This window comes from Candidatus Schmidhempelia bombi str. Bimp, from assembly GCF_000471645.3.
Lineage (GTDB): Bacteria > Pseudomonadota > Gammaproteobacteria > Enterobacterales > Orbaceae > Utexia > Utexia bombi.
This window is the reverse complement of record NZ_AWGA01000125.1, coordinates 15,547-28,171: the sequence shown is the minus strand read 5'-3', so window position 1 is coordinate 28,171 and position 12,625 is coordinate 15,547. Positions and strand designations below refer to the sequence as shown.

The following is a 12,625-nucleotide window of genomic DNA, read 5'->3' as shown; positions in this document are numbered from 1 at the left end:
GAAGAGTAATATGTTGGGTTTCTGCTACGGTTTCATTACTGAACAGTACACTACTCAAAATCATTACTACACTTACTCTATCTGTTCTTTCGCAAGAATGGATAAATTTATAAAAAGCAATCCATATTTGACATAAAATGCGCCAGATTAATTGGTAAATTCGATTCATTTTATTCCCTTTATTTCTGTCATATAATCAAGTAAATAAATTTACTGGTCTAATCAGGATCTATTAGAATTAAAATATGAGTAAAACCGCTGTGGTGAAAAATTTAACAAATTATATTTTAACCTGTTTCATGTATTTTACTACTGCTATTATCGTATAATTTTTCAATTAATAGCTTATTTTTTTAAAATTGAATATATAAATACAATTCCTTTAAAAAAACAGGAGATTTGTATTTCTGTTAAAAAATGTAGCTAAACTAGGTCGCTAATCATTCAATCTTTTATTAAAGGGATGAAATATGGAGCGATACAAATGGTATATATTAAAAAATTAAAACAGGTAACGTGATTTTTTAGGGTGTTTTATCTGAAATGTGAAGTCGCTCTATTAAAGCCTCAACGATAAAAAATGATTTTTATTAATCCATTTATCAAATCAAAATAAATTTTATGTTTTATATACATAAAACTAATTATTTTCTTTGCTAACTAATATATGACAAATTATGCCTATAGAAATAGTTAAATTTAAGAATAAATTCTACAAGCACTCATCGATTTTAAACATAAAATTCAACTCGATAACCAAAATATAATAAATGATTCTAAATGAATAAAATCAATTAAATATATGAATTAAACCAATAAGTTAGATTTGTTATGTTGTATGAAGCTAAATAGCTAGTATGCGATTTTAAAATACGCTTTGGTTATAGTTTAAATATTATCAGGGCTAATTATGGAAACACGAATGATGACGTCATTATTTATTCTTAATAAATAGAATGCAAATTCATGATATCGTTAAAAATTTATTATCCTTCCTGCAAATAGGTGTAATTTTGGGCTAATAAGTACTTAATTATGATATAACAACCCAATAATGGTTGTTTTTTAATTAGGAGCGGTATTATGGTTTATCATACGAGCAATGAAGAGCATTCAATTGATATTGTGAATATTGCATTACTTGAACATCAAGTTAAAGCCAGAATGGAAACCGGTGCATTTGGTTATATTTATGGCGGCGCTGAAGATGAAATTACTATGCGCGACAATACATTATCATTTAATCGCAAAAAAATAGTGCCGCGTGTGTTACAAGGCATTGATAGTGCTGATTTAACGACTAACTTATGGGATATTTCTCTAAAAACACCGATTATTCAAGCACCTTCTGCGGCACACGGTTTAGCTCATAATAAAGGTGAAGTGGATACGGCAAAAGGCGTTGCCGCAGCAGGTTCTATTTTCTCCATTAGTACTTATGCGAATACGACTATCGAAGATGCTGCCGCCGCAGCACCTAATGCGCCTTATTTTTTTCAATTATATATGAGTAAAGATGATGGATTTAATCAATTTATTATTGATAAAGCAGTAAAAGCTGGCGCTAAAGCCATTATTTTAACCGTTGATTCGACGTTGGGTGGTTATCGCGAACAAGATATCATTAATCATTTTCAATTCCCTTTACCTATGCCAAACTTAACGGCTTACAGCCATTCTGGTGACGGAAAAGGACAAGGAATTAGTGCGATCTATGCCGCAGCCAAGCAAGGTATTGTTCCTTCTGATATTCAGAAAATAAAACAATTAGCTAAACGCCCTGTTATTGTCAAAGGGATTCAGTCACCGGTAGATGCCGCTATTGCAATAACAGCAGGTGCTGATGGCATTTGGATTTCTAATCATGGCGGACGCCAATTAGATGGCGGCCCCGCGGCCCCGCCTCGTTTGATGTTTTGCCAAGTATTGCCGCTGTTGTGGCAAAACGCGTACCCGTTATATTTGATAGCGGCATTCGCCGTGGTCAACATGTGTTTAAAGCACTTGCTTGCGGTGCTGATTTAGTTGCTATAGGACGTCCTGTTATCTATGGACTAAATTTGGGTGGTGCTGAAGGTGTAAAATCGGTATTTGACCATTTAAATAAAGAGTTATCGATTACCATGCAACTTGCTGGAACTCGCGATATTGAGGCGGTTAAACAGACGATATTATTATAATAGTTGAAAAATATAAAAATTATATTTATCCGTTATGGATTATATTCAACGGTTATCAAGTAAATATGGATTAAAAAATGTCTTTTTTTATCATTTTTTGATAACCTGAATAAGATATCAAAAAAGCGGGTAATAACGCTTTTTTGATTGATTGAATTTTAATCCTTCAGATAAGAAAGTGAAAATAATTTTTGTTCTAATATGGGCAATAATCTGTTTTTCATATCCACTATCATAGAAAATAGCATATTTTCTATCCCTTTTAATTCTTTAATAAATAAAACGAGGGTAAAATGAACTATTTAAAATTGGGGAATTCTGATATTAACGTCTCACGCTTTTGTTTAGGTTGTATGAGTTTTGGTGATCCTGCCAGTAAAATGCATGCCTGGACACTTGATCCCGATAAAAGTGAAATAATGATTAAGCATGCTTTAGATTTGGGAATTAACTTTTTTGATACAGCAAATAGTTATTCAGGTGGAACGAGTGAAGAATATTTAGGACAAGCTATCAAAAAAAATATTGCCCGCGAGAAAGTCGTGATTGCAACGAAAGTCTATTTTAATGAAGGCCGTCTCTCAAAAGCCGCTATTGAAAGAGAAATTAATGCTTCACTTAAACGTCTTGGAACTGATTATATTGATCTTTATATTATTCATCGATTTGACTACACAACCCCTATAGACGAAACAATGGCAGCTTTAGATAAACTGATTAAAGTTGGAAAGGTTCGGGCTTTAGGCGCATCAGCCATGTATGGCTATCAGTTTTTTAATATGCAATTAGTTGCGGAGCGTGGTGGTTGGACACCTTTTGTCTCCATGCAAAATCATTATAATTTACTTTATCGCGAAGATGAGCGAGAGCTAATTCCTATTTGCCAACAATATCATGTCGCATTGACACCTTATAGTCCACTTGCCGCAGGGAGACTTTCTCGTTTAGATTGGCAAGCAGATACGTTACGTAGTAAAACCGATCAAATTGCTATTTCAAAATATGATAGTACCAAAAATACCGATATGGATATTATTCTTCGGGTGCAGCAACTTGCTGACAAATATAATGCAACAATGACGCAAATTGCCTTAGCTTGGCAATTTGCTAAGGGAGTAACGGCACCAATTATAGGTACAACCAAAACCAAATACCTCGATGATGCGGTGGGAGCATTAAATATTCAATTATCAGAGCAAGATGTGCTATACCTTGAAGAATTATATATACCCCATCGTATAGTGGGTGCGGTTTAAATTATGTTTCTCTTCTATAACAGTCGATAAACATCATATTCACTTAACCCTCACTATATACAATAGATTGGCGTTACTTAGAATGTTAAATAAACACATTGAATAATTCATATAAATAGATATCCACGTGTTTATATATTAACTATCTTTCTTAGGCTAGATAAATCTGAGTATTATCTAGCCAGCTAAGACGATTAGACATGTTAAAAAGTTAATTGATACTAGGTATAAACATTGCTTCTATTGATGATTTTTCCAGATTATCTCTTCTCCTTCGGGGAGCGCAATCACTCTTTCAGCCGATGCTATGGTAGAAGGACGGTGAGCAATGATAATTCGCGTAATATTTAAGCTGCGCATAGATTGATTAATGACTGACTCATTTTCTAAATCAAGATGGCTGGTAGCCTCATCCATAAAAAGAATATTAGGACGACGATAGAGGGCTCTCGCAATTAATAATCGCTGTTTTTGTCCACCTGATAATCCAGTGCCTAATTCGCCGATTAACGTTTCATATCCCATTGGCATTGCCATAATTTCTTGGTCAAGATTACAATGTTCAGCACATCGTTTGACCCGTTCGTGATCAATATCCTGATCGAAAGCCGCTATATTATCAAATAATGAACCAGAAAATAGCCGATCTTCTTGTAACACACACGCTATCATCTGCCTATAGTTATTTAATCCTAACTTATTGATATCCAATCCATTGACAAGTACCTCTCCTTGGGTTGGTTGTAACAAACCGCTCATGACTTTGAGTAACGTCGTTTTACCAACGCCTGATGGTCCAATAATGGCCACACTGCTACCCGCCTCTATGTTAAAATTAAGTTGTTCAAATACAGGTAATGATAGCGGATCATATTGAAAGCTAAGATTTCTTATCTCAAGTGATACGGGTATATTTGATTCCACCCAGCGTTTTTCTGTTTTTTCTGCTTCTGCTTCAGTGAAAGCGATATCAGAAATACGTTCATTGTGTAAGGAAAGCATCTTAAAACTAATACCAACATCAATCAAATTTGAGGCACGTTCTGTAAATTGGTCTCGATAGGCATTAAACGCAAAGAACATACCTAATGTCATCGCATTATCAATGACTAACATTGCGCCAAGCCATAATATGATAATTTGATCAATCGTTGCGAGAAAAGTATTGATCCCTCCAATTAACATATTAAAACGCGTTAATTTTATATTACTATTTGCCGCATCAATATTTAGATTTAACCAATGCATGGCGCGTTTATCCGCAATCCCTAATGCTTTAACGGTTAGCATACCGTATAGTGTTTCCATAAAATGTGAATTGCATTTGGCACTTTTAACAATTTGCTCTTCAGATAAGGTTAAATTATAACGATAAGTCACCATACGAATAATCGCATAGATAATGGTAAAACCGATAACTATCCATAGTAACCAATTGCCATAAAAAAACATCATAATCAATAAACCAAAGACCATAATGCAATCAATAATTACACTAATAATACTGTTGATAAATGTTTCTCGAATAACATCTAAAGATGCAAAGCGAGATTGAATATCCCCCAAACTGCGCTTTTCAAAAAAAGCTAATGGTAATTTCATTAAATGATCAAATAACGTATTTTTCCATTGTATATCCACTAATGTACTAAGCATAATAGAAATCCAAGTTCTACCAATGCTGGTCAGTGTTCGAAAAAATAAGGTACAAGTCAATCCTAAACAGATTAATGATAATAAACTGTGATCGCGCGCTTCAATGGCATAATCAGTAACAAGTTGTGTACCAACAGGTAAAAGTAAATTAACCACTTCAATAAGCACGGATAAACAAAAAATTTTTAATAGTGCTTCAGGTAAACCAGTAATACTTTTGAACAATGCATTAAGTTTAATTCTGGTTTTAACCGTCGCTGTTTCAAATCCTTTATCTGGCCATAGTTCTAATGCAACACCAGTGAATGCGGCTGAGGTCTCTTTTAGACTAATATCTCTACGACCAAATGCTGGATCATGAACCACAATACTATTTCTCCTTACGGCGACTAATACAACGAAGTGATTCATATTCCAATGTAAAATACAAGGACGTTTAAGTTCTTTTAATTCATTGATATCTAACGATAATGCCCTTGATTTTAGTCCTATACTTTCAGCAATCGCCCTAATTACAGAGAGCGATGCCCCCTTAGATGAAAATCCAAACTGTTGCCTTAAATTAAATAAATCGATAGATAGTCCATAGTAATGACAAATCATTGCCAGACAAGCAAGTCCACACTCAGCGGATTCTGATTGTAAAATTTGTGGTAACTTAATTCGCCAATTCAATTGTAGTTTATCTACTACTTTTTGAAATAACATCTTATCCATTATTGAATTGGACCTCCAACGCTTTCTTTGATCGTATAAACAGGCTGAAAAATCCATTGATATAGGGGTTTTTTATCTAAAAATACCGTACTATTAACGACAAGCCCATGAGATAAATTAAACTGACGTTTGCCATCATAAATAAATTGTTTATTCAGTGCTACTGAGACTTTATAATAACTTTCATGGCTATTGTTTAGCGGTGCGCTACTATAATTTAACATTTCAGCTGCTGATACGGGGATCTGTGAAATTGCTGTAATTTTTCCAGCAAATTGTCCATACTTTTCAGCAGGAAAAGCTACATAACGAATATTTAATGTATCACCAATATTGACATAAGGTAAGCTATTATTAGGTAACCAAACCACTACAGAATAAACGATATCACCCAATGGTTGAATCTGTACTAAACTCGCGCCAATATTTACCATCTCTCCTTTGGTTACACTTAAGGATTCTACCTGTCCATCCATTGGAGCGACAATCACAATACTATCATTAGCATCAGATAAAATTCGTTCTTTTAATAACGCATCCAGTTGCACTTGGTATTCAGCAATTTGATTATCAAACTCAGCCGTTTGAATTAATATTTGGCTTTTGATTTGTTCTAGCTGAATTTTTTGTTCAATAGCTTGAGTGTTTAATGATTGATAACTGGCTAGATATTGATAGTAGCTATAGATCTGGTTATTTAACTGATCTTTAGTAATGAGTCCTTCATGTTGATATTTTTCATATCCCTGCATACCTTCATGCATTTTTTCTACGCCAATACGGGCTTTTTCAACAATGGCTTGTGTTTCTTGATAGGCGATTTGATATTGTTCTAGCTGCTTATTCAATACCATTAGTGTCTCATTTTTATTTTGTTGCAAACGTATAATAATGTCTTCAATGGTTCGATATTGCTGATCAATTGCCTCTGCTGTTTTATCGCTCACTTTTCCTGTATTACTTTCTACCGCAACGTTTAAACGATAAATGGCTTGTCCTTTTTTAATTTTGTCGCCAACCGAAACATAAGTATCGGTAATATAACCACTCTGCTGAGCGAATATATTAATAGGATGGGGAAAGGTTACCACTTCACCGAGAACAGTGATACGACGAGTGTAATTACAAAAAAAAATAAAACATAAGAAAATCATTAAAAATAAGCATAAAAATATCAAATAGTATTTAGCTGGAATCCCAGATAATAATAGTACTCTACCTTGCCACTGTTGCCGTTGACTATTTACTGCTTCTTGTCTAAATAATGAGTTTCCGCTCGACACATTCGCATCCATTACGCTTTTTTTAGCTACCCTAGTAAGTCGCAATCGCTTGAAAAGAAAATATTAAACGAGTTACCGTATATTAAATGTTTTAATGTTAAAAAATAATTTAAGATTATTGAAATACCCTACTTCAAATAAGTAGGAAATAGGGTAATTTATATAAAATTAGTAACGCATTATATATAAAAATAAATTTCTTACACTGCAAGCTATGTGATAATTATATGTAAAATTAATTTACAAATAATTTTCCATTTACCCAAAAAAATGGATGTGATTAATTTTTTTTTATTACTATTTGATTTATTTTAAATTATTTAAACCATATCAAATTATTAAGCCAATTAACGCTTATGATTTAGTTTATTTAAGCATTTAAGCTAAACTAATCATATTTACAGAAATAAAATTTCTATGTAGTTTATTTAATGCTTACCCAATTAAGCATTAAATATAATTACATTTAATTAAGAAGAATAGGAGTCTTACTATGAGAGAACTATCTGAACACGAAATTAATTCTGTTTCTGGTGCTGGTATTATAAAAGATCGTACCGATGTTAAATTAGGTTTAAAATTAATTAATGGTCTTGGCTCATTGATTGTGAATCATGGCAATTCAGATAAAACAATTACGGGTATTCCAAAAGATTACATTTCTAAAGGTATAAACGCTATAAATAAAACGGTTGATATCATTGATATAACTGCAACAGGTATCCACAATAAAATTCCTCACAAAATTAAATAATCTAGTGTAAAACTTACTTGCTCAAAAGGGTGCATAGTGCAGCATCCTTTTTTGTTAATTTCTTATCTATTTTTTATATAAACATCGTTTTAACTCATGTTTATTATATAATTTGTGCTTTATTTCTATATAAACATGACTATTAATAATTTGGCTTTTTTATAAAAGAAGAATAGACCAGACAACCCCATCTAAGCACTATTTATCGTCAGCAATCAAATATTATTAATATATCAATGTTAATTTAATTAATCATAGTTGATGATTTAATCATCGTTTTATTCTAGTAGGATAATAAATAACCATAAAAACAACAATAATAATAGCGATATCGATCTATTATTTTTTTATCATTAAGCTTTATAACTATACATATTTAATTAATATTGCATTCCTCTGAACTATTTACTTTATAGGATAAATACAACCCATCTTTTATCATTGTTTTATAAAACAAACAGAATATAGCTAATTATCCACCTTGTCATTATTAACTAAATAATTTTCATTACATAAAGCCTATTTGGCTATATAATATATAGCCCTATATATTGGAAAATAGGGGGTGGAGGTGTATATCTTATAAAACCACTAATTTACCTTATTCTAGGCTGAAATTGGCGGAATAATTTTAATAAATAAGTTAGTTTAGCAATAAAGGGATACAATGATAAAAAGAACTAAAGATATCAAACATGAAAAATTCAGGAAAAAGCACCATTTATTTCGTATTGCACCAATTGCATTAGCAGTGAATTCAATGTTGATGTTATCTGGTTGTGGGAAAGAGCAAATAATACATGCTAAAGTGTATAAAAATGAGAGGCAATGTATCGCCGAAAACCCTAATCTTGCCGATGTTTGTAAAACGACTTACAAAAATGCATTAATAGAGGCACAAAAAACTGCACCTAAATATTCTACCCGACGAGATTGCGAAGAAGAGTTTGGTACAAATTCCTGTAGACATGTAACTAATTATATACCAATAAAGACAAATAACAATAGATATAGAGGTTTCGAATGGATGCCATCAATGAATGGATATTTAATGCCAGTTTCAAATAAAAAACCTTTGGGTTATACGCCAATATTTACTTCAACAGCACAAAATTCTCCTGCCTATGGTAAATTTGTTGATGCGGCTGGCCGGAGTTATGGTAAAAATATTTTTAACCAAACGATAAAAGTGGATCGGTCTGTTTTTACGCCTAAACCTGAAACGACTTCGACAATAAAGCGTGGTGGTTTTGGTGAATTGGTTAAACGTATGGCAGCTAATCCTAATTTTGATGATAAAACTGATTCAATAACCTCTAAAAAAAATAATCGTTTATATAATCGCTCATCTCGTTCATCCTACCGTTCATATGGAGGTTAATTTATTATGTTTCGTCTTCCAATAGAAGAACGTCCTGATTGGCAGGATAAAGCTGAAGAATATGGTTTCAATTTTCATACCATGTATGGGGAACGTTACTGGTGTGAAGAGGCATACTATCAATTTTCTTTAAAGCAAATTGAAGAGATTGAAAGTGCAACAAATGAAATACATCAAATGTGCCTAGAAGTAGTGGATAACGTTGTCAGAAATGAAGCATTACTGAATAAATTTCAAATTCCGCCACATGTACATCAATTTGTCTATGATTCATGGTGTAGTCAACAACCATCATTATATTCACGCCTAGATTTTGCCTATGATGGAAATGGTCCGGCTAAATTGCTCGAAAATAATGCCGATACACCAACCTCATTGTATGAAAGTGCCTTTTTTCAATGGATATGGTTTGAGGATCAAATAAACGCAGGAAAATTGCCTCAACATGCCGATCAATTTAATAGCATTCAAGATAAACTTATTGAACGTTTTACTCAGCTAAAAAATGAACATAATTTTAATATGCTTCATTTTTGTTGTTGTAAAGATACCGATGAAGATCGTGCTACAGTACAATATTTTCAAGATTGTGCTAACGATGCTAACTTAAATAATCATTTTCTTTATGTTGATGAGATTGGTTTAAGCCCAAAAGGTCGATTTACTAACCTAGATGATCAAGTGATCACACATTTATTTAAACTGTATCCTTGGGAATTTATGTTCCGAGAGGATTTTTCCACTAGCTTAGCGAGTGCCAATGTAAAATGGCTAGAGCCAGCGTGGAAAAGTGTCTTATCAAATAAAGCATTATTACCTATGTTATGGCAAATGTTTCCTAATCATCCTAATTTATTACCTGCTTATTTTGCTGACGATCGTCATTGCCCAACCATGTTAAATTATGTAAAAAAACCGTTATTTTCACGTGAAGGGGCAAATATCCAGATTATCAATGGGGGAGAGGAAATAGATAGTAGTACTGGACCTTATGGTGAAGAAGGAATGATTATACAAAAATTCCATCCTTTACCTAAATTTAATGAGAGTTATACGTTAGTCGGTAGTTGGTTAGTCAACGATCAGGCATGTGGTATTTGTTTACGAGAAGATCACAGTTTAATTACACAGGATTTATCGCGTTTTTATCCGCATATTATTCTTGATTAAACGGTATCTATATAAGTCTAAGCGGAAACCGTTCCCTTTATTTTAATTAATGAATAAAGGGAAGAAAATAGCACATGATCAGTTCAACTCTTTAAATACGCCTTTTGAGCTAATGATTAACTGGTCATGGCTAGATCAAGATAGATTAATCGTATTCATGTTATTTTGGAATACGATTATCAATAGATTCTATTACATCATTACCGTATTCGATGATATATCTATCAATTAAAAGTGGTGTTGTACCTATAATTTTTGCTGTGTCGCTTGCGGCTGTGGATTATATTTTTCTACAATGCAACGTTTACTTTTGGAAATAAGCACATCATTAATGAATAAATTAATCGTAAGCTCAACCGCAAGCGCCAGAAAAGAGACAATAATATGGATAATTAATACAATCGATGTATGTTGTATCTTGGTGGCTATAGTGTTCAGATGGGCACTTTCTGAAAACCAAATCCATATGATTAAGCTAAACGCGATAATATAACAAATCGATATCCAACCTATTACCATTTTAATCATAATGATCTCTCTTTAATTATAGTGATAGAGTATTAACCACGGTCGCATTAAAACGTTTATCTTTTTCTCCTATAACTAACTGTCTATCTTTAGTATATGCGGTATATTCAATTGCCAGCGCTAAAGTAACCCAGTAATCGCAGTAACCTGATACACCAAAAAGTGCATTAATTTGATAACTGTTGTTGATTGGCACTCTATCATCTGTATATCTGGATAAAACGTTAACATTTGCATCCGAAGATAGGGAATTTAACCATAATCTGTCTAATTGACGTTGGTTATCATTTAATCCACCCCATAATTCTGCTTGATTTAATACGTGATCAAGATTGTCTCCTTCTTCAGTACGATGTAAAACAGCGAGTGTCCATTTATTCTCTTGTATATGGTTACGGATCTTCTTATCAGCAAGTAGCTGATGGCCTAAGCAAATAAAGGTTGTCATTGCTTCAGCGCTGTAAGTGATAGGATATTGAAATAGGTGTAAACTAATACAGCATAGCAGATGATTATCATGACGGGCATCATCTAACCAACTATCTAAAAAAAGAGAGCTAAACTTGGCATCGATAACTTGCCAAGAGTGGAATTTAGTTAGTTCACCAAATTTTTCTTGCCAGATTTGTTGAACCTCTTTATGCGAAATAGGAGCATCGATAAATAATCTTATATTTTTCAGGCTACTATCAAAAATAGGAGCATTGAATATAGTAAATATGGGCTGTAAATCATCAAATAACGTAGTAATTTTTTGATAAAAGTCATTTGGTTTTAAATCATTAAATGGATACTGGGAATAAATGATGTTTTTTTGAATATTGCCCGACAAGCTAGTCAGTTTAGCCTCAATCGAAAATAAGCCATTGACGATTGCCTGCGCATGATTATGTTGCCCAAATTCAGAACTTAATTGGCAATAAATCACATAAAGGGGTTTTTGCCCTAAGGCAATCAGTTGTTGTTTTTGTTGTTCACGAAGTTGATTCCAACTTTCAGCATAAACCTCTTTGCATCCACGACTATATAGCCAAAGGCTGAATACACCACACCAGCTGACAAAGGATACACCAACACCAATCAGTATATACTTGGATGTGATGGGGATAGTGAGCTGTATAATAAAGAGAGAAATCAGCCCAATAACCACAAATGCCAATAAAGCCATACGCCAAAATCCCCAAGAAAGCCCCTTTTTTAATACAATAGGCTCAGGTAATAAACGTAAATCAATAGCCATTAACTTTTTCTACCAAAATGAGATAAAGAGGATATTAATGCGCAACCACATGCTGTTTTATGACCATGAAATGCAATGTGTCTACCTTCATCCGTAAATTGGACATCACCTTCAATGATAGGATTCACTCCATGACCGATGATAGGGCACAACACCATATCTCCGACACGTGCCACACCTTTGTCAAACACCGTAATTTTTGTTGAAGCGGATATCACTTTACCTCCATGATTGGTTAGATCACCTAATCGTATTACACCTTTCATTGTTTTATTCCTATTTAGTTTGATGATTTTTAATTAAAAATAAAAGACTAGCAATAACTTATTTTTCTGGTTCTAAACGATTTACTATTTTTACTTTTTGATAGTATCAATCTTAAGTGTTGAATAACACTCGACTTCTTCAAAAGAAGGCAAGCCAATAAAACGGCTACACTTCATAAGTCAATTTAATGATA

General features: G+C 33.1%; 9 protein-coding genes and 1 pseudogene. 5 read left to right on the top strand and 5 right to left on the bottom strand.

What is annotated here, in order from left to right; translation table 11 throughout:
• The first annotated feature begins 1,083 nt into the window (after positions 1–1,083).
• Positions 1,084–2,180 (top strand): annotated as a pseudogene (locus O970_RS09640) (lactate oxidase).
• Between the two features lie 293 nt (positions 2,181–2,473).
• Positions 2,474–3,436 carry an aldo/keto reductase gene (locus tag O970_RS09635; RefSeq protein WP_133459482.1) on the top strand — a complete coding sequence of 321 codons (963 nt, stop codon included), beginning with the start codon at positions 2,474–2,476 and terminating at the stop codon, positions 3,434–3,436.
• A 240-nt stretch (positions 3,437–3,676) separates the two neighbouring features.
• On the opposite strand, the gene O970_RS09630 is transcribed toward O970_RS09635, so the two are convergent.
• Both O970_RS09630 and O970_RS09625 read right to left on the bottom strand, forming a co-directional pair.
• Positions 3,677–5,809, bottom strand: a complete 2,133-nt coding sequence (locus O970_RS09630; RefSeq protein ID WP_133459481.1) for a peptidase domain-containing ABC transporter — start codon at positions 5,807–5,809, stop codon at positions 3,677–3,679.
• A complete protein-coding gene (locus O970_RS09625; protein ID WP_166667119.1) occupies positions 5,809–7,092 on the bottom strand; it encodes an HlyD family secretion protein in 1,284 nt (427 codons plus the stop codon). Before O970_RS09625 ends, O970_RS09630 begins: the two co-directional genes overlap by 1 nt.
• A gap of 493 nt (positions 7,093–7,585) precedes the next feature.
• On the opposite strand from O970_RS09625, the gene O970_RS09620 reads away from it, so the two are divergent.
• The 3 genes from O970_RS09620 (at position 7,586) to O970_RS09610 (ending at position 10,397) form a co-directional block, all read left to right on the top strand.
• Positions 7,586–7,846 (top strand): hypothetical protein, encoded by a 261-nt coding sequence (locus tag O970_RS09620; RefSeq protein WP_133459479.1) that lies wholly within the window; start codon positions 7,586–7,588, stop codon positions 7,844–7,846.
• A gap of 667 nt (positions 7,847–8,513) precedes the next feature.
• Positions 8,514–9,227, top strand: coding sequence for a DUF1190 family protein (locus O970_RS09615; protein WP_133459478.1), 714 nt, complete (start codon positions 8,514–8,516; stop codon positions 9,225–9,227).
• A 6-nt stretch (positions 9,228–9,233) separates the two neighbouring features.
• Positions 9,234–10,397, top strand: coding sequence for a glutathionylspermidine synthase family protein (locus tag O970_RS09610; protein WP_133459477.1), 1,164 nt, complete (start codon positions 9,234–9,236; stop codon positions 10,395–10,397).
• A gap of 246 nt (positions 10,398–10,643) precedes the next feature.
• On the opposite strand, the gene O970_RS09605 is transcribed toward O970_RS09610, so the two are convergent.
• The 3 genes from O970_RS09605 to O970_RS09595 are packed head-to-tail and all read right to left on the bottom strand — an operon-like array spanning position 10,644 to position 12,431.
• Positions 10,644–10,925, bottom strand: coding sequence for a hypothetical protein (locus tag O970_RS09605; protein ID WP_133459476.1), 282 nt, complete (start codon positions 10,923–10,925; stop codon positions 10,644–10,646).
• Positions 10,926–10,941: 16 nt separating this feature from the next.
• Positions 10,942–12,165 carry a hypothetical protein gene (locus O970_RS09600; protein WP_133459475.1) on the bottom strand — a complete coding sequence of 408 codons (1,224 nt, stop codon included), beginning with the start codon at positions 12,163–12,165 and terminating at the stop codon, positions 10,942–10,944.
• Complete coding sequence (locus tag O970_RS09595) at positions 12,165–12,431, bottom strand: PAAR domain-containing protein (RefSeq protein WP_133459474.1); 267 nt, start codon at positions 12,429–12,431, stop codon at positions 12,165–12,167. The genes O970_RS09600 and O970_RS09595 overlap by 1 nt, the downstream gene beginning before the upstream one ends.
• Between the last annotated feature and the right edge of the window lie 194 nt (positions 12,432–12,625).

What these genes read in the sequence shown, in the direction of transcription:
- O970_RS09635 (WP_133459482.1), top strand. Translation starts at nt 2,474, where the DNA reads ATGAACTATTTAAAATTGGGGAATTCTGATATTAACGTCTCACGCTTT.
- O970_RS09630 (WP_133459481.1), bottom strand. Translation starts at nt 5,809, where the DNA reads ATGGATAAGATGTTATTTCAAAAAGTAGTAGATAAACTACAATTGAAT.
- O970_RS09620 (WP_133459479.1), top strand. Translation starts at nt 7,586, where the DNA reads ATGAGAGAACTATCTGAACACGAAATTAATTCTGTTTCTGGTGCTGGT.
- O970_RS09615 (WP_133459478.1), top strand. Translation starts at nt 8,514, where the DNA reads ATGATAAAAAGAACTAAAGATATCAAACATGAAAAATTCAGGAAAAAG.
- O970_RS09610 (WP_133459477.1), top strand. Translation starts at nt 9,234, where the DNA reads ATGTTTCGTCTTCCAATAGAAGAACGTCCTGATTGGCAGGATAAAGCT.
- O970_RS09605 (WP_133459476.1), bottom strand. Translation starts at nt 10,925, where the DNA reads ATGATTAAAATGGTAATAGGTTGGATATCGATTTGTTATATTATCGCG.
- O970_RS09600 (WP_133459475.1), bottom strand. Translation starts at nt 12,165, where the DNA reads ATGGCTATTGATTTACGTTTATTACCTGAGCCTATTGTATTAAAAAAG.
- O970_RS09595 (WP_133459474.1), bottom strand. Translation starts at nt 12,431, where the DNA reads ATGAAAGGTGTAATACGATTAGGTGATCTAACCAATCATGGAGGTAAA.